Source organism: Empedobacter brevis NBRC 14943 = ATCC 43319 (assembly GCF_000382425.1).
In the GTDB taxonomy this organism is placed as follows: Bacteria; Bacteroidota; Bacteroidia; order Flavobacteriales; family Weeksellaceae; genus Empedobacter; species Empedobacter brevis.
In genome coordinates this window covers 45,785-67,697 of the sequence record NZ_KB908301.1, presented here as the reverse complement: position 1 = coordinate 67,697, position 21,913 = coordinate 45,785, and the positions used below count along the sequence as shown (strand labels likewise).

The window sequence follows — 21,913 nt, the reverse complement described above, 5'->3', positions numbered from 1 at the left end:
CATATTACCAAATTCTGATACGGTCTTTTGGCGCCTTGTACAATTTATCTCCTGGTTTTGTTTTGAACGCATCATGGAATGCATCTATATTTATGATTGGTCCAAAAGAACGATAGAATCCTGGCGAATGCGGATCTGTTTTCACTTGATTCACCAAAGCTTCCTCTGTTGCTTTCGTTCTCCAAATTGTTGCCCAAGATAAGAAGAAACGTTGTTGAGGCGTATATCCGTCAATATTTCCATAAGTTCCTTTATCTTTCAGATACATTTGTAATCCATCAAATGCCACTGAAGCTCCCCCTAAATCTCCAATATTTTCTCCTGAAGTAAACGTTCCGTTTACATGTGTTCCTTTTACCGGTTCGTAGCCATCATATTGTGTAGCCAACGCTTTAGTAGCTGCAGCAAATTTCTGTTCATCTTCTGCTGTCCACCAGTTTACTAAATTTCCATCTCCATCAAATTTAGCGCCTGAATCATCAAAACCATGCGAAATTTCGTGTCCGATTACAGCACCAATTCCTCCAAAGTTCACAGCAGCATCTGCTCTGTAATCATAAAAAGGTGGTTGTAAAATAGCTGCAGGGAATACAATTTCGTTATTTGTTGGATTAAAATATGCATTCACTGTTTGAGGAGCCATTCCCCAACGCGTTTTATCTACAGGTTTACCAAAATCTTTTAAATTTTCCTGAGAACGCCATTTACTAATCGCTATCACATCATCAATCAAAGTTCCTCCTTCTGCTAAAGACTTCACTTGTAAACCTGAATAGTCTTTCCATTTATCAGGATAACCGATTTTTACTGTAAACTTATTTAATTTTTCTAGCGCTTTTGTTTTTGTTTCAGCCGACATCCAATCTAATTCTTTGATATGTTTGTCAAATGATTTGAATAAATAACTGATTAACTCCTCTGCATTCGCTTTTGCTTCTGGTGGAAAATTATCTTTCACATAGATTTGCCCTAATAACTCTCCAGTAGTTCCATTTACAAATGCCAATCCTCTTTTCTCCATTGGACGCTGCTCTTTTTGACCAGATAATGTTTTTCCATAAAACTCGAAGTTTATTTTATCTAAGTCAGTTGTCGAATAGCTTGCAAAAGAATTGATTAATTTGAATCGTAAATAATCTTTAATCAATGGTAAATTTTCTTGATTTAAGATTTTGTCTAAATTTTTATAGTAATCTAATTCTCCTATAATTACTGTTTCAGGGTTAATCCCTAAAGCTTTCACATAACGCTCTATATCAATATTTTTTGTTAAGTTTTTAACTTCTGATAACTTTACAGGATTATACGATTTATTCGGATCACGGTCTTCTTCAACAGTTTTGATGTACTTCGACATCATTTTCTCAAAAGCAACAATTTTTGGACCTTTCAAATCTCTTGTTTTAGAACCGGTGTAAGGCATCAATTGATCAACAAATTTTGTCAAATTACCTAATGTTTCTGTATTTTTTGCGTCCTCTTTCTGATAATATGTTTTTCCTAATGTCAAATCTATATCTCCTAGATAAACTGCATTTTGTTTACTATTTTTTAAATCAGTATACACATATGCTCCATAAAAAGGATTTTCACCAATAGAAGCAACTTCTATTAAATAATCCTGCAATCCTTTTAAATCTTTAATTGCATCAATTTGTTTGAAATATTTCTGAATAGGTGCTAAACCAGTTTTATTACGAGCATCCACATTCATATAAGCATCATACAAATCAGCGATCTTTTGTTCACTAGTTCCTTTTGCATGTTTACGCTTAATTAAATCTTTAACCAATTGTAATGTTACCTTATCTGTGTTTTCACGTAACTCATCAAAACTTCCCCAACGAGCTCTGTCAGATGGAATTTCTGTAATTTTCATCCAGTTTCCATTGACATAGTTATATAAATCATCCTGTGGACGAACTGTCTTATCCATATAATTTGGATTGAAAGCCTGATAAGCTTCCTGTGCCATTGCCAGCATAGAAGTACATGCAAAAGCAGCAACAAATAATTGTTTTTTCATGATTGTACTAAGTATTTTTTGATATCATTTGTCGTAACTTCTACGACGTGTGTTACAAATCTACTAAAATAAGTTTAAAAATTTAACAGATTATTTTACCTTTGATGGAACAAACAATAGTAACTTTTAAAATGGAAACCGAGACGATTTTGATCACCGGCGCATTGGGACAAATTGGTTCTGAATTAGCCGAAAAATTAAAAACCATTCATGGAAAAAACAATGTAATTATCTCTGATATACGCGATCCTAAAGATGTTGATTACGATGGGATTTATGAAGTCATTGACGTGATGAACGCTGAAAAAATAAAAGAAGTCATTGCTAAATACAATATCAAAACTGTTTATCATTTAGCCGCACTACTTTCTGGTACTGCAGAAAAAAATCCAATGTTCGGATGGAAATTAAATATGGATACTTTATTAACTTTCTTGGAATTAGCGAAAGATAAAGTGATCGATAAACTCTTTTGGCCGTCTTCTATTGGTGTTTTCGGTCCGGATACTCCTAAAAACAATACTCCTCAAAATACAATTCAAACACCATCCACTGTTTACGGAATTTCAAAATTATCAGGCGAATACTGGTGCAAATGGTACCAACAAAATCACAACGTAGACGTTCGTTCTGTTCGTTTCCCTGGTTTAATTTCTTGGAAAACTCCTGCAGGAGGCGGAACAACAGATTATGCTGTTGATATTTATTACAAAGCCATAGAGGACGGAAAATATACTTCCTTCTTAAAGGAAGGGACATATTTGCCTATGTTATATATGGATGATGCAATTGATGCAATTATTGAATTAATGTCAACTGATTCAAACAAATTAGGTGAATTCAAATCATACAATTTAGGTGGTTTAAGTTTTGCTCCGGAAGATTTGGCTGCTGAAATCACAAAGCATATTCCAGGTTTTACACTTGATTATGCACCCGATTTCCGTCAGGCGATTGCTGATTCTTGGCCTTCTTCTATTGATGATACAGTTGCAAAAGCTGATTGGGGATTCGCACCTAAATTCGACATCGATAAAATGACAACTACCATGTTAGAAAATTTAAAAATAAAATTAGCCAAGGCTTAATTTTTTCTTGCAATACAATATTTTAGGAATGCTCTTTGATATTTTTTTGGCTAAAACCACAAATTATGTCAGGAGCATTTTCTAATTTAAAAAATATCTTTCACCTTCTAAAATCTGTCGATTTAGAACAACTAAATAAAATTTCTCAGAAAGTAGATCTTCCTCTTTTAATGGAAAAATTTTCAAAACTTGACGATAAACAGCTTCAAGGAATGATGAAAATGTTAGATCCAACTAGAAAACACAAAGAACTTCCTCCTATCGATGGAGATTTTTATGATGTTTTCCATACCCTTACTTCAGAACAACGCGAATTACAGCTAAAAGTGAGGGATTTTATGGAAAAAGAAGTAAAGCCTATTGTAAATGATTATTGGCTTCGCGATCAATTTCCTTTTGAATTAATTCCAAAGTTTAAAGAATTAAACATCTGCGGTGTAACATACAATGGTTATGGTTGCCCCAACTTACCTTTTATCATGGAAGGTGTTTTAGCGATGGAAATGGCTCGTGTAGATGCTTCTGTTGCAACATTTTTCGGTGTACAATCCGGCTTGTCAATGGGCTCTATTTACATTTGTGGTTCTGAAGAACAGAAAGCAAAATGGTTACCACTAATGCAAAAGTTTGAAAAAATAGGAGCTTTCGGATTAACTGAACCCGAAGTTGGTTCCGGCGCAGCAGGAGGTTTAACTACAACTTGTAAAAAAACTTCTGAAGGTTGGATTTTAAATGGTCAAAAAAAATGGATTGGAAATGCAACATTTGCTGATTTAGTAATTATTTGGGCAAGAGATATAGAAGATGGAGAAGTAAAAGGTTTTATTGTTGAAAAAGATAACCCCGGTTTTTCTGTTGAAAAAATTAAAGGGAAAATGGCATTACGAATCGTTCAGAATGGATTAATTACACTAAAAGATTGTTTAATAACGGAAGAAAATCGCTTGCAAAACGCAAATTCTTTCAAAGATACAGCAAAAGTTCTTCGAATGACACGGGCCGGAGTTGCGTGGATGGCTACCGGTTGTGCTCGAGGAGCTTATGAAAGTGCTTTGGATTATACAAGAAAACGTAAACAATTTGGAAAGCCAATTGCGTCTTTTCAAATGATACAAGGGCATTTAGTTGAAATGTTATCTAATCTAACAGCGATGCAAACTTTAGTTTTCAGATTATCTGAAATGCAAGATGAAGGTATTTTGCTGGATGAGCACGCCTCTCTTGCCAAAGTTTTTTGCACCATGCGAACACGAGATATCGTTTCAAGAGCTCGAGAAGTAATGGGGGGAAATGGAATCTTATTAGAACATGATGTTGCTCGATTCGTTGCCGATTCAGAAGCAATTTATAGTTACGAAGGAACAAAAGAAATTAATTCTTTAATTGTCGGACGATCTATTACAGGATTCAGCGCTTTTATTTAATATTAATGATATTAAATAAAAAAAGGATTGAGAAATACTCAATCCTTTTTCACTATTCATATACTTTAGTCGCGAAATCTTTCATCGGATTTCGAACTTTTTTCATTGGCGCCAACCAATCTTCACTGTCTCTGTATCCTAAAGGAAGTAACAAAACACTCTTCATTCCTTTCTCTTTCAAATCTAGCAAATCATCCAACTCAGCATTATCAAAACCCTCCATTGGTGTACTATCAATTTTTAATTCTGCAGCTTGTGCCAATGCAAAACCTAAACCAATGTAAGCTTGTCTGGCTGTATGCGCAAAATTTTCATCAGAGGTTTGAGGTAAATACATCCCTTTCAATCTGTCTGTATACGAACCAAAACGACCTCTAGGTAACTCTCGTTCGTCAGTTGTGTAATCATAAATGGCATCAATGCGATCTTCCGTATAACGATCCCAAGCGACAAAAACCAACAAATGAGAACAATCTGCTATAATTTGTTGATCATAAGCTATAGGAACAATTTTTTGTTGTAACGCTTTGTTTTTTAATCACTATAATTCTAAACTGTTGCAAACCCGATGAAGTAGGTGCTAAACGAGCAGCTTCAACAATTCTTTTAACGTCTTCCTCTTCAACAAGTAATGACGGATCATATTTTTTAGTGGCATAGCGCCATTTCAAATCATCTATTAATGACATAATTGTTTATTTAAAATCTTTCTAAATTTACATCAAAAAGAAATTTCTAATCCTAAAAAATATGCTAAATTTTATCCTATTTTTCTTCTTTCCATTCCAAAAAATAACTTCCTGTCGCATTGGTAGAATTCCAACGAACTTGGTACTCACCAACAGGTAAATCAACTGTAAAATTCTCTTCTTTCGAGTTTGCTAAATGTCGAGTAACTAAAGCTTTTCCATTTTCATCTATAATTTCGAAATGAATTTCACCATCCGTTTTTATATTTGAATGAAAATTCGCCGTTAAACTCTTTGCTATATTCAGTTTAATATAGCTCGTTCCTGAAGCATCTTCAAACTTGGCTTTTGTCCAATTATCTCCGTTTGAATTTGACCACTTGGAATCTCCTACTCCTTTTTCAAAAAAAGTACCTTGGGCTTTCATGTTGGGATTATTTGCTTTCGAATAAAAGCTAGTCGAATCTATATCTGCATTCACTTTTACAGTAATGCAAGATTGCAATGAGATCATTGCGATAATAAGTGCTATTTTCTTCATATTAATTTCATTTAATAAATAGATGCAGATTTTAAAAAAAAGTTACATCTAACAAATATTTTTAAATCATTCTCGATATGCGTAACTTTCGCAAAATATTCTGATGACTGAAAGTACGATTCAATTTTTACAGGAAAATTTCACCCAAAAATCCATTGATAGTTTACAGCAACTTTCAGGTGGTGGGTCTTCGCGGATTTATTCGAGGTTTTTTGATCAAGATCAATCCTATATTCTGGCGGAAAGTACAAATACTGAAGAAAACAAAGTTTTCATTCAATTTACCTCTGATTTAAAAAAAGTTATTGACAACGTTCCGGAAATTATTTCGGTTTCAGATGATTTCAAAACCTACGTGCAATCCGATTTAGGTAACGAAACCTTAATGAATATGGTTTTAAATGATTTCGAAAATGCTAAACCCTATTACTTCAAGACGTTAGAAAAATTAGCTGTAGCTCAAATCCAAGGGAAGAACAGTATCGATTTTAATCATACATTTTCTTACCCAAAACTAGATAAAACACTAATTCTAAGAGATTTATTTCAATTCAATTTTTATTTCTTGGATGTTCTTGGAATCGATTACAATGCAGGAAAATTAATTAAAGACTTTGATTTATTTGCATCTCAATTTGATCAACTTTCGCCTCAAGGTTTTGTCTTTCGAGATTTTCAAACCAGAAATATCATGATTCATGAAAACAAACCTTATTTTATCGACTATCAAGGCGGTTTATACGGACCTGTTGTCTACGATTTGGTTTCATTAATTTGGCAGGCAAAAGCAAATTTACCCTTTACTTTTAAGAAAGAGCTGTACGAATTTTATTACGAAGAACTAAAAAAGCAAATTCCGACTTTAGTGCCAATTGATTTCCGCCAATCCTATGAATACTGTGTCGTAGCAAGGCTTTTACAAGTTTTGGGAACTTATGGTTTCAGAGGTTTGATTGAACATAAAAAACATTTTATAGAAAGTATTTCATTTGGTCTGAAAAACTTAGAATCGATTATCGATTATCCTATTTTACAAAATTATCCTGAATTAAAACATATTATAAAAATACTTGTTCTTCCAGAAACGTTAGAGCGCATAAATCATAAAATAAATGGCTAAATTAAACATCAACGTTCGTAGTTTTTCATACAAAAAAGGTATTCCCACAGATCCGACCGGAAATGGAGGAGGTTTTGTTTTTGATTGTCGTGGCATCTTAAACCCGGGACGTATACAAGAATACAAGACCTTAACAGGTCGCGATGAAGAAGTAAAAAAATACTTGGAAACCGAAACTAAAATTGCCGTTTTCCTGGAAGGAGTTTTTCAACTTGTTGACATTTCAATTGAAGATTACTTGAATCGTGATTTCGAAAATTTAGAGATTAATTTTGGTTGCACAGGAGGACAACATCGTTCAGTTTATTCTGCCGATGCTACTGCAAAACATATTCAAGAAAAATTTCCTGAAGCACAAGTTACATTGCATCATGTGGTTCAGGAAGCAAAGAATTGGGTAAACGAAGCGTATTAAGATGAAAGCAATGATTTTTGCAGCGGGTCTTGGAACTCGTTTAAAACCGTTTACAGAAAACCATCCCAAAGCGCTAGCTCTTGTAAATGGAAAACCCCTTTTACAACGTAATATTGAATATTTACGGGCTGCCGGAATTAATGAAATCGTGATTAATGTACATCATTTTGCAGATCAAATCATGGTATTTCTGGAAGAAAATAATTATTTCGGAATTGAAATTACTATTTCTGATGAAACGGATCAAGTTCTTGAAACTGGCGGTGGCTTAGTTAAAGCTAAAGCAAATTTTGATGAAGATTTTCTGGTAATGAATGTTGATATTTTAACTGATTTGAATCTGACAGAATTAATAAAATCTCATCAAGAAAACAACGCTTTGGTTACATTAGCTGTTTCAGATAGAAATTCGTCCCGAAAATTATATTTTAATGAACAAAATGAATTGAAAGGTTGGCGGAATTTAAAAACAGAAGAAGAAATAAAAGCTGTCAATTCTTTAGATAATTTACGAAATCTTGCTTTTAGCGGAATTCATGTTATTCATCCGAATCTATTTGATAAAATTACTGAAAAAGGTAAATTTTCTATTATGAAAGTTTATATGGATCTGATGAAAACTGAATCGATCCTTGGTTTTGACCACTCAGGTGGAGTTTTAATTGATGTAGGACGCCCAGAAAGTGTGATAGAAGCGGAACAATATTTTAAATAAATTAAAAAAACTGAACGTAATCGTCATCCCTAAAATAAAATTTGTGTAGAAACAAAAATAATTTACTTTTGCGAGAAATAATTAACGTATATACATTATTACTTTTTTACACATGAAAAAATTTACAATTGCTTTATTTGCAGGTGGACTATTATTATTAACAAGCTGTGCAACAATTATTTCAGGTTCTAAACAGAAAGTTAGTTTTACAAGCACACCTTCTGAAGCAACAGTTTACATTAATGAAACAGAATTGGGAAAAACACCTATCGAAACCAAATTAGCGCGTAAAAACAATTACGATGTAAAAATTGTTTTGGATGGTTACCAACCTTTTGAGACAAAAATCACAAAGAAATTTAATGCATGGTATTTAGGAAACATTATGTTTGGAGGAGTTATTGGTTTTATTGTAGACCCTGCTACAGGTGCTATGTTTAGACTTACACCAAAACAAATTGAAGCAGAAATGGCTCAAGGAACAGCATTCAAACAAAAAGGAGATCATATTTACATTGCCGTAAAATTAGATATTGATCCTTCTTGGGAAAAAGTTGCTCAATTAAAAAAATAAATTACAAAGCCTCTTTTATTGGAGGCTTTTTATATTTAATAAAATTCTCCATCTACATAAAACCATTTTCCATTTTCCTGTACAAATGCAGAAAGCTCATCGTGTTCGTAGATTTCTCCTTTTTTATCCTGATAATATGCCCTAAAACGAACTTTATCATCTTTTGCAAAAATAATTTCTAACTTCAACCATTTGTTCGATTTTGCCCATTCTTCAATTTCGTTTGGATAATGTAATTTTCGAACCGAAGAATGTGTAGTTTCTACCAAATAATCTGTCAAAACTTTAGCAAACGCTGTATAGCGGGAACGCATTAATTCTTCCGGAGTTTTTGGAGTTTCTTTTTTTAAATGAAAGGGCTCGCAACAATTTTCATAATTTTTACCTGAACAACAAGGACAATTCATCTTATTTTTATTTTAAACAAAGATACTGTTTACTTGTCTTTGTGGTAATGATAATGATCTTGAATCACCATTTGTATAAAATCTATATTTCCTAAACCATCACTTTTCACATTCATAATTTCTTCTAATTTTCGCGTTAATTTTAAAAGAATATCGTAGTTATTATTGTGTAAAGCTGAAGTAAAATTCTCTTTTACAATATTAATATCCCGGTCTGATAACCGATATACTTCGGGAAAACGAATTTTATAGGTTTCCGAAACTTCTGCAAATATAGTTTGTGAAAGGTCTAGCTTCGGATTCAAATCAATCAGACAGGTATTGGCCACAATATCGCCTAAACGCTGTCCTTTTTTATTGACAATCATTGTAATCAGCGCAATAAAACCAAAAAATAAAAACAACTCAACAATTCCAATTACCCATCGTAAAAAATAATCAAAATTATTGGCACGATTGCCATCCATCCGTATAACACGAATTTTCATGATCCATTTTCCTATAGTTTGCCCTTTCATCAAAATTTCGAGCATGACCGGATAAAGTAAAAATATAAAACCAACCACGCTATATATTCCCATTCGGAACCATTCGTCTTTATTTGGAATAAAATCCACAAAATAAGACAAGGCATAAACCAATATTATTCGAATAATCATATCGATAATATAGGCCAGCAATCGTTTTCCAAGCGGTGCAATGTTATAAGCAATTTGCACGTTTTGAGGTGTATTGACTAAAAGTTTATTCATATATTTGGTTCACTAACAACTACTCTACAATGAGAGAAGCGCATTTTATTGATAAAAATAAAGCTAAATGGTCTGATATTGAACATAATTTGAAAAATAAAATTGATGTTCATCCAGATATTTTGGCAAATAATTACATCGAAATTACAAATGATTTAGCATTTGCTCAAACTTATTACCCAAAAAGTAAAACAAAAGATTATCTGAACGAATTGGCCTTATTTGCTCATCAGTCGGTTTATAAAGACCAACGTACTTCAAGTAATCAATTTGTTCAATTTTTCAAAGAAGATGTGCCGAATATTGTGTATCAAAATCATAAAATGCTGTTGTATTCATTTTTAATTTTTGTTTTTGCAGTTTTAATCGGCGTTTTATCTTCTCATTTCGATCCGGATTTTACACGGTTAATTTTAGGAAACCAATATGTTGATGAAACCTTGATGAACATCAAAAAAGGGGATCCTGCTGCTATTTATAAATCCGGTAGCCAAACAGGTTCAACACTTGCAATCACAATAAATAACATTCGTGTTGCTTTTTTAGCTTTTACATTAGGATTATTTTTTAGTATTGGTTCGGGCTACATTTTATTTTCGAACGGAATTATGCTGGGAGCTTTTCACTATATGTTTTTCAAAGAAGGTGTTCTAGGCAAAGCGATGTCTGCCATTTGGATGCATGGAACAATTGAAATTTCTGTTATTATCATTGCCGGAGCTTGTGGTTTAATGTTAGGGAATGGTTTCATGTTCCCCAAAACATTGTCACGAAAGAAATCACTCATTCAAAAAGCGAAAGAAGCGGTAATGATTCTTTTGAGCACAGTTCCTCTCTTTATTCTTGCAGGTTTCATCGAAGGATTTATTACACGTCTATATGATGTCAATATCTTTCTAAGTCTTGCTGTTATTCTACTTTCATTGATTTTAATCGTGTGGTACTATATCTTTTATCCTATTCAGAAAAACAAGCAAAAAGCTTTTTCGTTTCATCAAACTATACCGTCTAATGAAAAAGCATAAATTACTTTATACATTTCTATTTTTATTGTTTCATTTTTTTGCTTTTGCCCAAACAAAAACAGAAGAATTTAACGTTTTTAAAGAAAAATATTCTTCAAAAGAATTTGACTACACTAGTCTTCCAAAACCTAAAAAGGAAGTAGATACTAATTTTTTATCTAAAATAATAGAAGGTATTATGAGATTTTTTTCTCTTCTACCGTGGGAAATTATTTTTTATTTTGCGGTTGGTTTATTTCTCATTTTTATCGCCTTTCGTATTTATAACAATGGCGGTATTTTAAAACGAAACTCAAAAAAATTATATGATGAATCTGACTTTGATTTTATTGAAGAAAATTTAACTGAAGTCAATTTGAATTTATTAATCCATAAAGCTGAAAGCGAACAAAATTATGCTTTAGCTATTCGTTACCTACATTATCAAAATTTACAAAATTTGGATAAAAAAGGCTGGATTGAATGGGATTCTAAAAAAACAAATCAGCAATTTATCAATCAAATAAAAGACGAAAAAACACGAACTTCTTTTCATCAGAACACAAAAATTTTCAATCAGGTTTGGTTTGGAGAATTCCCTCTTGATAATGAAAAGTACAAAGAGCTTAAAACTATTTTTAATCAATTTAATCAATCTGTAGCCTCATGAAAACTAAATTGATTATTATAGTAGGAAGTATTTTATTGGTTGGAATTTTTATTTTTTCAGCAGCAAAATTACGGTACAACCTTCCAAAATCATGGGAAGTAAATTTGTTTCAAAACAATAAAGATCCTTATGGATTATTTATTGCACATGAAGAACTTGGTAAATTATCAAATGGTAGCATGCAGGATTTGGAAAAATTATCTGAATTAAAAATAGATCCAAAACAAGCAGAAAATTATGCTGTTGTTGTCATTGGATCAGAAATCTATTTTGATACCGTTGCAAAAAATCTTTTAAGCAAATTCGCTCAAAATGGAGGAATTGTAATGATTGCTGATTATTACGATAATTTTGGAGACGATTCTAACGGTTCTGATGAAGTTTTTACTATTGATACTGCCTATTCTGATTCTCCCGGAGTTGATGAAAATATGCTGTATAACAAAACACTGACCATCAATACTAATTTTGAACTTAGAACAAAGCAGCCATTTAAAATAAAAAAGAAAAGAGAAGTAGATCATCATTATTTTAGTCAAACCACAAATGATTCTGAAATAATAGGCACAATAACGTATCAAGACAAAGCGTATCCGAACTATTTAAAAATAAGACCTGAAAATTACAAAGGATTTTACTTGTATCATGCAGAACCACTTTATTTCACCAACTATTATTTATTAAATAAAGACAGTTATTTCTATACAAAATCGGTTTTAGAGCCATTAAAGGGGAAAACGATTTTTTGGTACAATACGTCGAAAACATATGCAGGAAGTTCGTCGATGATGCGTTTTATTCTATCTGAGCCCGCCTTAAGAGCAGCTTGGATTACATTACTCATCTTACTTTTCTTCTTTTTAATTTTTAGAAGTAAACGTGAACAACGTATGATTCCTGTGTATACAAAAGAAGAAAATCACACCGTAGAATTTGCCAAAACAATTTCTTCTTTGTACCAAGAAAATGGTGAAATAAAAGATATTATTTCGAAGAAAATTGATTACTTTTTGTATAAATTAAGAAAAACCTTTTTGATTGAAACAACTGATATTACCAAAAAACAGTTCATCGAAATTGTCTCCCAGAAAGCAAATTTAACACAAGAGGAATGTCTTCAAAATTTTACACTTTTAAAAAATATTTACCAGAAAGATCAACCAAATGAACACGATTTAAAAATGGTGTATCAAATCATTGAAAACTATAAACAAAAAGCAAATATCTCATGAGTTACGAAAATACATATCAACCATTCGAAAATAGAATCGATTTTTCGGATGTTCAACATAAAATGCAGGCCGTAAAAGACGAATTAAAAAAAGTAATTGTAGGCCAAGACGATGTAATTGATCAATTGATTTTGGCTTTAATGTCAAATGGGCATTCGTTAATTGAAGGTTTACCAGGGGTAGCAAAAACAATGATGGCAAAATTATTAGCCAAAACGATTGATTCCGGTTTTAGCAGAATTCAGTTTACACCGGATTTAATGCCCTCTGATGTCATTGGTACCTCTATTTTAAATTCAAAAATAAATGAATTTGAATTCAAACCGGGGCCTATTTTTTCTAACATTATTCTGATTGATGAAATCAACCGTTCTCCAGCTAAAACACAAGCGGCTTTGTTCGAGTCGATGTCTGAAAGACAAGTTACTGTAGATGGAACAACTTATCCGTTACAACCTCCATTTTTAGTTTTTGCTACTCAGAATCCAATTGAGCAAGAAGGAACTTATCGTTTGCCTGAAGCTCAATTAGATCGTTTTATGTTCAAGATTTATGTAAAATACCCGTCGCTTGAAAGTGAAATTGAATTACTGAAAGAACAACAAGAACGTAAAAATATCGACAAAGAATCTCTGGTTGAAAAAGTTATTTCAGGAAATGAGATTCTTGAATTTCAAAATCGTATAAAATCGGTTTTTGTACACGAAACGTTGATAGATTACATTGCCTCTATTGTCCATCAAACCAGAATAGATCAAACCTTATACATGGGCGCTTCGCCACGAGCTTCTATCGCTATTCTTGATGCTGCAAAATCGAATGCTGCTGTTAATGGACGTGATTTTGTTATTCCGGAAGATATCAAACAAATTGCACATACCATTTTAGGGCACCGTGTTGTAATGGTTCCTGAAAAAGAGATGGAAGGTTTTACCACACAACATATTATTCAGCAAATTATTGACCGTGTAGAAATTCCTCGTTAATGAAATTTTTCAAAAGCCTATTTCTTACAGACCGTTTTTTTTATGCGGGACTTTTTGTTGCATTTTGTTTTGTGATCGGCTTTTTTATGCCTCCAATTTTCATTGTTGCGAAGATTCTTGTATTAGCCTTTATATTAGCCGTTCTCATCGAAATTTTTCTGGTTTACATCCCTAAAAATTCAATAGAAGTCATTCGAGCTTATCCTGAACGTCTTTCAAATGGAGATGATAATGAAATGAAAATAGCTGTTTCCAACCAGTATCAATTTCCTTTAAATGTACGAATTCTCGAAGAGTTTCCTGTTCAATTGCAATTGAGAGATTTCCAATTCAAGAAGCGATTTAAAAGTGGACAAAACATAAAATTTAATTACCAAATTCGTCCAACTGAACGTGGTTTGTATACATTTGGACAAACAAATGTTTTTATCTCTGTTTTTGGTTTTATCGAAAAAAGAATAAAAATTAACGAGCCAACCTCAATTGCTTGTTACCCTTCTTATCTTCAGCTCAAACAACTTCAATTGCATTCTGCTGCTCAGTTACAGAATCAATTTGGAATGAAACGAATTCGAAAAATTGGAACAAATACTGAATTTGAGAATATAAAACATTACACCATCGGTGATGAGTACAGGTTAATTAATTGGAAAGCAACTGCAAAAGCAAACCGTTTGATGGTCAATCAATTTCAGGAAGAAAAATCACAACCTGTTTATTCCTTGATTGATTTAGGAAGAACCATGCGAATGCCATTTGACGGATTGAAATTATTGGATTATTCTATTAATTCCAGCCTAGTTGTAGCAAATATTTCGCTACAAAAAAATGAGAAAGCCGGTTTGATTACTTTCAATAAAAAAATACAGGATCATGTTGTTGCAGATCGAAAAAATCATCAAATGCAGTTGATTTTAGAAAAACTATACAATGTTCAAACGGATTATCTTGAAAGCGATTATGGGCAATTATACGCTTACATCAAACGAAAATTGACACAACGTTCCCTCCTGTTTATTTACACCAATTTTGAGACGATTGACGGTTTAGAACGTCAATTACCTTATTTAAAATTGATTAAAAAATCGCATGTTGTTGTTCTCATTCTTTTCAAAAATTCAGCATTAAAAAAATTAAATGAGCAAAAAGCAAAAACCACAACGGATATTTATGACCAAACAATTGCAGAAAAATTTAATTATGACAAAGAATTAATCATAAATCGTTTACATCAATTTGGAATTTTAACCATTTATTGCGAACCGAAAGAATTATCGATTCATTTAATTAATAAATATTTAGAGATAAAAGCACGTGGTTTATTTTAAAAATAATTTTAACCATTTTTTTAGAAAAACAAGCACAATTCTTGCTAAAATTTGATCAAATTAATCAAAAATAACCATGAAAAAACTAATTCAGATCTTTTGTTTATTACTGACAACCGGTCTTCTTGCTCAAACTGATACTATTGATTCTACCTTTTCTTCCAAACGTATAATTCTTTTGGATGCCGGTCATGGCGGGACTGATACAGGAGTTAAAAAAGATGAATTTCAAGAAAAAGATATTGCGTTGAAAATTGCAACTGTCATCAAAGAAAAAAATCCTTTTACAGATATTGATTTTATTTTGCTACGAGAAGGTGATGAACAGATTATCAATACGAATCGCGCAAACATGATCAATGAATTAAAACCGGACCTGGTTTTATCAATTCATGCGAATTACAATGTGAAAGATTCTAAAAAAGGTACTGAAATCCATCTTTCACCAATGAATCCTTTCTTCGAAAAATCAAAAATTCTTGGTGAAAAAATTGGTAAAACGATAAGTTCTTTGGGTTTAGAAAACTTAGGAATAGTCGAAACTAATTCGAAAATTTTACGCGATGCTAAAGTTCCGATTCTAATGATTGAGATTGGTTATTTGACAAATGACGATGATAGAAAATTTTTAGCAGACGAAAATAATTATCCTAAAATTGCAGATAAGATTTTTGAAGCATTGAAGAATTAGATAAACAAAAAATCTCAGAACAAATTGTTCTGAGTTTTTTTGATAACTTCCTATTTTCCTCCACTTCGATTTGCTTCTTCTTCATTAGAAGTCTGTCGTTTCTTGCTTCTATATAAGAAATTGGATTATTGTACCATTTATTTGGATTTAGGTCCCAAAAAATAGGACGTTGAATTCTCCGACCAAAATTAACCTTAAACGAATGATCTTCTGTTATATAAAATATCGGAAACAAATTGAAATATTCTTTTTCAGCAATTAAATTAGTTTTTGACGGTGTATATTCTCCTCTCAAACCAATTTTTGTTGACCATTTATCTGATCGTTTCAGTTGATACGATAAATACCAACTTTCAAAAGGTTTCAAATTTTTATCACCTATTTTAATTCATTTTTATAAAAACACTTGTACCAAATCTGTTAATTATTTCATAAATAATCAATTAACAAACATTAATTATACATTACTTGCGTTTTCTGTTTACGGTTAAAATATATTGTATGAAAAAGAAACTATATCTATTTGCTATTGCAAGTTTATTTGCTACATCTACCATTTTCGCTCAAACGCCTAAAACTTTTATCATTGATGCCGGTCATGGCGGTCACGAAATTGGGTCAAAAAATAATCAAATCAATGAAAGTGAATATTCATTAGAAATTGCACAAAAAATCCAACAATTAGCAAAAGAAAAGAATATAAATGTGATCTTAACAAGAAATGGAAATGATTTTTTGGATTTACAATCTCGTGTTGACAAAATCAATGAATTAAATCCTGATCTCGTTATTTCTTTACACTTAAACAGTTCTACAAGTAAAGAGTTGAAAGGTGCAGAAGTTTACATAAAAAAAGATAATACAGATACTCAAACTGAAAAATTAGGTAACGAATTAACTGGATTAATCAGTATAAATTCTATAGAAAACAGAGGACTAAAAAAAGCTAATTTTAAGATTCTTAGGGATGCCAAAGTTCCAACTTTCTTAATTGAGCTAGGTTTTGTAAGCAATGAAAAAGATGCTGAAATATTAAAAAGTACAATACATAAAAACTTAATTGCTGAAAAAATTGTCGGGTTTTTTGAAACATATACATCAATATAAGAAACTTAATTAATAATGTACATGATCAGAAAATAAAAACTTCCATTTTTTTACTTAAAATTATTAAGCTTGTTATACGCTATAATTTATGTTTTTTTATTTTATCAGGTCGTTAAGAAAAGATCTAAAAGTAGAACTAATAAAAAAGTGGTCAGAATTTTCTCTGACCACTACTACCTCAAATGAATGAATTTTGTCTATAAAAAATACGTTTGTTTATTCTAAAACTTTTGCTCCTTTTACTTTTTGATTGGTTAAAGCAATATCCAAAACTTCTTTCATTTCTTTTACAAAATGAAACGTCATTCCTTTTACATATTCTGCTTTAATTTCTTCGATATCTTTTCGGTTGTCTTCGCATAAAATAATCTCTTTGATATTTGCACGTTTCGCCGCCAAAATTTTCTCTTTAATTCCACCAACAGGCAATACCTTTCCTCGTAGCGTAATCTCTCCGGTCATTGCTAGTTTAGCTTTCACTTTGCGTTGTGTAAAAGATGACACTAAAGAAGTCAACATTGTAATACCCGCAGATGGCCCATCTTTTGGTGTTGCTCCTTCCGGAACGTGAATATGAACTTTATAATTTTCAAAAACTTCGGGTTTAATTCCTAATTCATCTGCATGAGATTTAATGTATTCCAATGCAATCGTTGCAGATTCTTTCATTACTGTACCTAAATTACCGGTAATTGAAAGTCCTCCGTTTTTTGTTTTTGATAAAATTGATTCGATAAATAAAATATCTCCTCCGACACTTGTCCAGGCTAAACCTACTACAACTCCAGGTACTTCATTATTCTCATACTGATCCGGTGTAATGGATGGTCCTAAAATTTTAGAAATATCTTCAATCGAATATTTTGCATTAAATTCTTCTTCCAATGCAATATGTTTCGCTGCAGAACGAACTAATTTAGCTACTTTCTGATTCAATTTACGAACGCCTGACTCACGCGTGTACCCGGTAATTAGATATTCAATTTCTTTTTTACCCAATACAACGTCTTTTTCTTTCAAACCATGGTCCAGCAATTGTTTTGGTAAAAGATGACGTTTTACAATCTCTGTTTTTTCTTCAATTGTATAACCTGCAATGTTGATCATTTCCATACGATCGCGCAACGGACTTGGTATATCTCCAATGTTGTTTGCAGTCGCAATAAAAAATACTTTGGACAAATCATAACCAACTTCTAAGAAATTATCATAAAATGTTGAATTTTGTTCCGGATCTAATACCTCTAACATCGCTGATGAAGGGTCTCCATGAGCACTTGCAGTCATTTTATCAATCTCATCCAAGACAAATACAGGATTCGAAGATTCAGATTTTTTGATTGATTGTAAAATTCGTCCCGGCATCGCTCCGATATACGTTTTACGATGGCCGCGAATCTCTGATTCATCGTGTAATCCACCTAAAGACATACGCACATATTTACGTCCAATCGCTTCTGAAATAGATTTTCCCAACGATGTTTTCCCAACTCCCGGAGGTCCATATAAACAAAGAATCGGTGAACGCATATCGCCTTTCAATTTTAAAACGGCAAGATGTTCCAAAATACGTTCTTTCACATCTTCCAAACCATAATGGTCATGGTCTAAGATTTTCTTTGCATGTTTAATATCAAAATTGTCTTTCGTCAATGTATTCCATGGCAAATCCAACATAAATTCTAAATAGTTACGTTGAATATTATGTTCCGGCATTTGTGGATTTAGACGAGAAAGACGATTAATTTCTTTATCAAAATGATTTGCGACATCCTCGCTCCAACTTTTTGTAAGAGCACGTTTACGCATTTCATTGATTTCTTCTTCTGTCGAATTTCCTCCTAACTCTTCCTGAATTGATTTGATTTGCTGATTTAAGAAGTATTCTTTCTGTTGTTGATCCAGTTCTTTGCGAACTTTATTTTGAATTGTATTCTTCAATTCTAACTTTTGCAGCTCAACATTCATGAAACGCATCACTTCCATTGCACGAAGTTTCATGTCAGAAATCTCTAACAGCAACTGTTTTTCATCAAGGCTTAACGTCAAATTAGACGCAACAAAATTGATTAAAAATGTGTTACTTTCAATACTCTTAATTGCTCCAGCTGCTTCAGAAGGTAACATCGGATTTTCTTCTACAATCTGAAAAGCCAGATCCCGAACTGATTCGATAATAATCGGATATTCTTTGTTACGAGAAGTTGGAACTTTTTCTGTTAAGATTTCTACCTCTGCTTTAAAATATGGATCATCAGTGATATAACTCTTTACTTTAAAACGTTTCATTCCTTGTAAAATTACCGTAATGTTACCATCCGGTAATTTTATCATTCGCATAATTTTAGCGACTGTTCCTATTTTATACAAATCATCTTGATTTGGATCTTCAACAGAAATTTCTTTTTGCGAAAGCACGCCAATTACACGATCTTCTTTATATGCTTGTGTTAAAAGTTTTATAGATTTATCTCTACCCGCTGTGATCGGAGCAACCACTCCCGGAAATAAGACAGTGTTTCTTAATGATAAAATAGGCAATACCGAAGAAATGTCTTGCTTATTCAGCTTACTTTCTTCGTCTTTACTCATCAAGGGAATTAATTCGATTTCTTCTTCCATTACTTGTGCTAATGACAAATTGTCTATGTTCATAATTTTTTTATACGTTCAATGTGTCAGTAAAACTATTTTTAACTGACGGAAGCTTTTGAATTGGTTAGAATAAACAAGATATTATTCTGATTTCAACCATTTCAAAAAGCGAGTATAAATAAGACAAACCTTATGCCAATAAAATCTATTGTCAGCTTTTCACAAACGATTTAAAAGGAAGATAAAAAATCGGGGGTTACCCGATTTTAGATTTTGCGATTACTTTTCGATACAGTTCTTCATATTGTGGAAGAATCTTTGTTTTATCAAATCGTATCGCTTGTTCTTTTGCCTGAAGACTAAATGCTGCCAAGCGCTTCTCATCTCCTAAGATATAAATTGCTTTTTCAGCCATCATTTCAACATCTCCAACAGGACAAACAAACCCAGTGACTCCATCGATATTCACTTCTGGAATTCCTCCTGCATTTGATGAAATAACCGGAACACTTGCAGCCATTGCTTCAAGAGCGGCCAATCCAAAACTTTCTTGTTCTGACGGTAAAAGGAATAAATCTGCTGCTTTCAAAACATCGTTCAGATCACTTACCATTCCAAGACTCTTTACCTTATCCTGAATTCCATATTCCTGAATCATTTGATCCGCCATTTCCCATTCCGGGCCTTCCCCCGCAATGATCAATTTAGAAGGGATTTGTTTCTGAATCAGATTAAATGTTTCTATAACATCCTGAATACGTTTTACTTTTCTCAGATTAGATGTATGCAAGATCACTTTCTCTTTTGGCTGAGCAAAGTTATCCCGACAACACACACATTTTTCCGGCAAGTATTGTTCATTATCGATAAAGTTTGGGACAACTTCAATTTCATTCGTAATATCAAAAGCACATAGTGTATCTTGTTTTAAACTTTCAGAAACTGAGGTAACAGCATCCGATTCGTTAATCGAAAATTCAACTGCTGTTTTATACACCGGATGTTTTCCTACCAATGTAATATCTGTCCCATGTAAAGTTGTTACAATAGGTAATTTATACCCTTTTTGCGCTAACATTTGTTTTGTAAAATATGCAGCATACGCGTGCGGAATTGCGTAATGTACATGTACCAAATCTAATTCATAGTGTAAAACTTTGTCATACAAAATTGTACTCAACGCCAAATCATAAGGCTGATATTGAAACAATGGGTATGTTTCTACATGAATACGATGAAAGTATATTTTTGGTAATTTTATATTTAATCTTGCTGGTACATTCGTACTAAAAAAATGTACTTCATGCCCTTTTTCCGCTAAATCCATTCCCAGTTCTGTTGCTACAATTCCACTTCCTCCATAGGTCGGATAGCACACAATTCCTATTTTCATTTGCGATTTTTATTTAGACAAATTTAAGGTAAAATTGCATCATAAATAACTTGTCGAATATTTTCTCTCACTTTTTTTATTGACAAATAATTTGGTTCCACAGTTTCATTGACACGATTAGAAAGAAAAATATAAACTATATTGTATTTTGGATCAGCCCAAACCATTGTTCCTGTAAAACCTGTATGGCCGAAACTTTCGGCAGATGGTCCTTTAACAGATACATTTTGCATTTTATCAAATCCTGCTCCACGATGATTCTTCGGAAATTGCTGTTTAGTGAATTCAGTTACAACTTCCGGTTTCAAATAAACCTCATTGCCATATTCACCTCCATTCAAATACATCTGCATCAACTTTGCCATATCAATCGAATTCGAAAATAAACCGGCATGTCCGGCTATTCCTCCTATCATTGCAGCTCCCTGGTCGTGAACAAAACCATGAATCAGTTGATTTCTATACGTTTTGTCATATTCGGTTGGAACAATATCTTCTAAACTGAATTTATCTTTAGGATTAAACGTTGTTCTATACATTCCTAGTTTTTGATACAACTTTTCTTGCGCAATTTGATTTAAATCTTTTCCAAAATCTTGTTCTATTTTCTTCTTGAAAATATAGTACCCCAAATCAGAATATTCATACGTTTTACGACCAAGTGCAGATTTATAAATATCCTCGTAAATCGTATCTTTTATAGAAGTAATAATATAAATATTGTCCGTTACTTTTATTTGATGTTCATCATCCTGTTTTCTCGAATAAAAATCCAAATACAAACGGGCATTTTTGACATCCACCGTTTCATTGTAAAAACCTATCCATGGTTTCAGACCTGCCTGATGTGCCAAAACTTCACGGATTTTTAAAGAAGATTTATTCGAATTTTTAGCTTCTGCATCAATCTCACCAAGTGTCTGGTCAAGGCTTAACTTTCCTTCACCAACTTCCAACATCAACAAAGGCAACGTTGCCGTCACCTTGGTTACAGAAGCGACATCATACAAATCTGTCCACTTCACTTTTGTGATCGAATTTTTATCTTGCATTCCAAAGCTCTTGTCGTATACGACTTTACCATCTTTTGCTACCAAAATTTGCATTCCGGGTGTATAATGATTTGCCAGTGCATCTTCTGCAAGTCGATCTATTT

The 21,913-nt window shown here is 32.5% G+C and carries 23 protein-coding genes; 13 read left to right on the top strand and 10 right to left on the bottom strand.

The window, feature by feature from the left end:
- Positions 1-4: 4 nt before the first annotated feature.
- A complete protein-coding gene (locus H277_RS0114870; RefSeq protein WP_019976410.1) occupies positions 5-2,026 on the bottom strand; it encodes a M13 family metallopeptidase in 2,022 nt (673 codons plus the stop codon).
- Positions 2,027-2,157: 131 nt separating this feature from the next.
- Between H277_RS0114870 and H277_RS0114865 the strand changes: the two genes are divergently transcribed.
- Both H277_RS0114865 and H277_RS0114860 read left to right on the top strand, forming a co-directional pair.
- Positions 2,158-3,114, top strand: a complete 957-nt coding sequence (locus H277_RS0114865) for an NAD-dependent epimerase/dehydratase family protein (RefSeq protein WP_033422745.1) — start codon at positions 2,158-2,160, stop codon at positions 3,112-3,114.
- Positions 3,115-3,179: 65 nt separating this feature from the next.
- Entirely contained in the window at positions 3,180-4,538 is a 1,359-nt protein-coding gene (locus H277_RS0114860; protein WP_019976408.1) for an acyl-CoA dehydrogenase family protein, read from the top strand.
- 52 nt (positions 4,539-4,590) lie between these two features.
- Here H277_RS0114860 and H277_RS19500 read toward each other — a convergent pair whose 3' ends face one another.
- The 3 genes from H277_RS19500 to H277_RS0114850 all read right to left on the bottom strand — a co-directional run bounded on the left by H277_RS19500 (position 4,591) and on the right by H277_RS0114850 (position 5,768).
- A complete protein-coding gene (locus H277_RS19500) occupies positions 4,591-5,001 on the bottom strand; it encodes a nitroreductase family protein (protein WP_307724002.1) in 411 nt (136 codons plus the stop codon).
- A 28-nt stretch (positions 5,002-5,029) separates the two neighbouring features.
- Complete coding sequence (locus H277_RS20605; RefSeq protein WP_307724003.1) at positions 5,030-5,227, bottom strand: nitroreductase family protein; 198 nt, start codon at positions 5,225-5,227, stop codon at positions 5,030-5,032.
- 76 nt (positions 5,228-5,303) lie between these two features.
- The gene (locus H277_RS0114850) at positions 5,304-5,768 is read right to left on the bottom strand and encodes a hypothetical protein (RefSeq protein ID WP_019976407.1); all 465 of its coding nucleotides are present in this window, start codon (positions 5,766-5,768) and stop codon (positions 5,304-5,306) included.
- Positions 5,769-5,871: 103 nt separating this feature from the next.
- On the opposite strand from H277_RS0114850, the gene H277_RS0114845 reads away from it, so the two are divergent.
- From H277_RS0114845 to H277_RS0114830, 4 genes are all read left to right on the top strand, one after another.
- Positions 5,872-6,888 carry an aminoglycoside phosphotransferase family protein gene (locus tag H277_RS0114845; RefSeq protein WP_019976406.1) on the top strand — a complete coding sequence of 339 codons (1,017 nt, stop codon included), beginning with the start codon at positions 5,872-5,874 and terminating at the stop codon, positions 6,886-6,888.
- Positions 6,881-7,303, top strand: coding sequence for a RapZ C-terminal domain-containing protein (locus H277_RS0114840; RefSeq protein WP_019976405.1), 423 nt, complete (start codon positions 6,881-6,883; stop codon positions 7,301-7,303). The genes H277_RS0114845 and H277_RS0114840 overlap by 8 nt, the downstream gene beginning before the upstream one ends.
- Before the next feature lies 1 nt (position 7,304).
- Entirely contained in the window at positions 7,305-8,018 is a 714-nt protein-coding gene (locus H277_RS0114835) for a nucleotidyltransferase family protein (protein WP_019976404.1), read from the top strand.
- Positions 8,019-8,130: 112 nt separating this feature from the next.
- Positions 8,131-8,592: a PEGA domain-containing protein gene (locus tag H277_RS0114830; protein WP_019976403.1), complete on the top strand. Its 462-nt coding sequence runs from the start codon at positions 8,131-8,133 to the stop codon at positions 8,590-8,592.
- 35 nt (positions 8,593-8,627) lie between these two features.
- Here H277_RS0114830 and H277_RS0114825 read toward each other — a convergent pair whose 3' ends face one another.
- On the bottom strand, positions 8,628-8,999 hold the full coding sequence (locus H277_RS0114825; RefSeq protein ID WP_019976402.1) for a YchJ family protein: 372 nt from the start codon (positions 8,997-8,999) through the stop codon (positions 8,628-8,630).
- A gap of 29 nt (positions 9,000-9,028) precedes the next feature.
- A complete protein-coding gene (locus H277_RS0114820) occupies positions 9,029-9,751 on the bottom strand; it encodes an RDD family protein (protein WP_019976401.1) in 723 nt (240 codons plus the stop codon).
- Positions 9,752-9,780: 29 nt separating this feature from the next.
- Here H277_RS0114820 and H277_RS0114815 point away from each other — a divergent pair, with 29 nt between their 5' ends.
- The 6 genes from H277_RS0114815 (at position 9,781) to H277_RS0114790 (ending at position 15,662) form a co-directional block, all read left to right on the top strand.
- Positions 9,781-10,776, top strand: coding sequence for a stage II sporulation protein M (locus tag H277_RS0114815; RefSeq protein ID WP_019976400.1), 996 nt, complete (start codon positions 9,781-9,783; stop codon positions 10,774-10,776).
- The gene (locus tag H277_RS19840) at positions 10,763-11,425 is read left to right on the top strand and encodes a hypothetical protein (protein WP_019976399.1); all 663 of its coding nucleotides are present in this window, start codon (positions 10,763-10,765) and stop codon (positions 11,423-11,425) included. The genes H277_RS0114815 and H277_RS19840 overlap by 14 nt, the downstream gene beginning before the upstream one ends.
- A complete protein-coding gene (locus H277_RS0114805) occupies positions 11,422-12,657 on the top strand; it encodes a hypothetical protein (protein WP_019976398.1) in 1,236 nt (411 codons plus the stop codon). Before H277_RS19840 ends, H277_RS0114805 begins: the two co-directional genes overlap by 4 nt.
- A complete protein-coding gene (locus H277_RS0114800; RefSeq protein WP_019976397.1) occupies positions 12,654-13,643 on the top strand; it encodes an AAA family ATPase in 990 nt (329 codons plus the stop codon). Before H277_RS0114805 ends, H277_RS0114800 begins: the two co-directional genes overlap by 4 nt.
- Positions 13,643-14,971 (top strand): DUF58 domain-containing protein, encoded by a 1,329-nt coding sequence (locus tag H277_RS0114795; RefSeq protein ID WP_019976396.1) that lies wholly within the window; start codon positions 13,643-13,645, stop codon positions 14,969-14,971. The genes H277_RS0114800 and H277_RS0114795 overlap by 1 nt, the downstream gene beginning before the upstream one ends.
- A 76-nt stretch (positions 14,972-15,047) precedes the next feature.
- On the top strand, positions 15,048-15,662 hold the full coding sequence (locus H277_RS0114790) for an N-acetylmuramoyl-L-alanine amidase (RefSeq protein WP_019976395.1): 615 nt from the start codon (positions 15,048-15,050) through the stop codon (positions 15,660-15,662).
- Here H277_RS0114790 and H277_RS20630 read toward each other — a convergent pair.
- Positions 15,622-16,029 (bottom strand): outer membrane beta-barrel protein, encoded by a 408-nt coding sequence (locus H277_RS20630; RefSeq protein ID WP_019976394.1) that lies wholly within the window; start codon positions 16,027-16,029, stop codon positions 15,622-15,624. The two genes, H277_RS0114790 and H277_RS20630, sit on opposite strands and share 41 nt — an antisense overlap.
- A gap of 134 nt (positions 16,030-16,163) precedes the next feature.
- On the opposite strand from H277_RS20630, the gene H277_RS0114780 reads away from it, so the two are divergent.
- Complete coding sequence (locus H277_RS0114780; RefSeq protein WP_019976393.1) at positions 16,164-16,769, top strand: N-acetylmuramoyl-L-alanine amidase; 606 nt, start codon at positions 16,164-16,166, stop codon at positions 16,767-16,769.
- Between the two features lie 216 nt (positions 16,770-16,985).
- Here H277_RS0114780 and lon read toward each other — a convergent pair whose 3' ends face one another.
- The 3 genes from lon to H277_RS19835 form a co-directional block, all read right to left on the bottom strand.
- Positions 16,986-19,424 carry an endopeptidase La gene (gene lon, locus H277_RS0114775; protein ID WP_019976392.1) on the bottom strand — a complete coding sequence of 813 codons (2,439 nt, stop codon included), beginning with the start codon at positions 19,422-19,424 and terminating at the stop codon, positions 16,986-16,988.
- A gap of 196 nt (positions 19,425-19,620) precedes the next feature.
- Positions 19,621-20,757 (bottom strand): N-acetyl-alpha-D-glucosaminyl L-malate synthase BshA, encoded by a 1,137-nt coding sequence (bshA, locus tag H277_RS0114770; RefSeq protein ID WP_019976391.1) that lies wholly within the window; start codon positions 20,755-20,757, stop codon positions 19,621-19,623.
- Positions 20,758-20,780: 23 nt separating this feature from the next.
- Complete coding sequence (locus tag H277_RS19835; protein ID WP_081623238.1) at positions 20,781-21,911, bottom strand: serine hydrolase domain-containing protein; 1,131 nt, start codon at positions 21,909-21,911, stop codon at positions 20,781-20,783.
- Positions 21,912-21,913: the final 2 nt, after the last annotated feature.